At 46.8% G+C, this 1,134-nt stretch carries 1 protein-coding gene; it reads left to right on the top strand.

Annotated features, from left to right (window positions below):
* A partial coding sequence (locus ACFIO5_RS10385) for a hemagglutinin repeat-containing protein (RefSeq protein ID WP_375705359.1) occupies positions 1-1,134 on the top strand: 1,134 nt, incomplete at both ends.

Here is a 1,134-nt window from a genome sequence, read left to right as displayed (position 1 = left end):
GGTTCGATTACAGGGGATGCGCATTTTAAAGCACAAGCAGTTGAAGGCAATCCACTGGAGTCCTTAAGTGGTTTAACAGGGGCTGGCGCTCTCTTTACACCAACAGTCGATCTCAATAATGCGGGGGAACTTGCTGAGGGGCTTCCTTTACCAAAACCCCAATCGGGGGGTGTTGGGGGCACGCTGCCCAATCAAAATTTCATTTATGAAACTAGAGCAGAATTCCTTGATGTTGGCAAGTTTTATGGCTCAGCCTATTATTTGAACAGAATTGGTTACAATCCTGACAGAGAGATTTTTTTCTTAGGCGATGCTTATTTCGAAAAGGAATTGATTGAAAAACAAATGCGTGATCTTGTTGGTCAAGGTTTGGGCAAAGGTTCCTTTATTCCTGGAAGTGATGCCATTGAACAAGTCAAAACCTTGCTGGATGTCGGGGCAGACTATGCAAAAGCACACAATCTCCCTTTTGGTGAGGCTTTGAGTGAAGAACAATTGGCATCCCTAGAAGCCCCGATGGTGATTTATGTGCGCCAACAGGTCAAGGGCATGGATGTTTATGCACCGGTGCTTTACATCCCCGAAAAAGACAGAGCCTCTTTTGTTTCTGCTGGGGCTTTGATCATGGGCGATGATGTCAATATCACCAGCCAAAATACGAGCAATTCAACGATTATCAATTCAGGGCGGATTGCGGCAAATCACCAATTGCATGTGCATGGTGGGGATATCCTCAGTCAAGGGGGGCATTTTGCGGCGGGTGGTGATGCTGTTCTCCTTGCGGAGAAGAATATTCGTTTAGATGCAGGGCGCACAACGGTTGACGGCGTGGAGACCGTTTTAAACACCGAGGCGCTTTCTGCTGGTGGTAATGCAATGGTGATTGCCAAACAAGATATCACAGCCTCAGGGGTGGGGATCACTACCGGAGGTGATCTTGCCATGGCTACAGAACAAGGTAACTTGACGATCGGTTCAGCAGAAACCCATTACCATGATGAACACGGTGATGCTACCATGCATCATAAATCAGAAGTCAACTCTGGTGGCTCGACGACACTTCTCTCTGGACAAGATTTGAATATTCTAGGCTCTGATGTTCAAGCAACGGATAATCTTTCCTTACAAGCTGAG

The sequence above is a fragment of the Bartonella sp. AA86SXKL genome (genome assembly GCF_042196885.1).
Note: the sequence above shows the minus strand (reverse complement) of the source record. Positions and strands in the feature narration are given on the sequence as shown.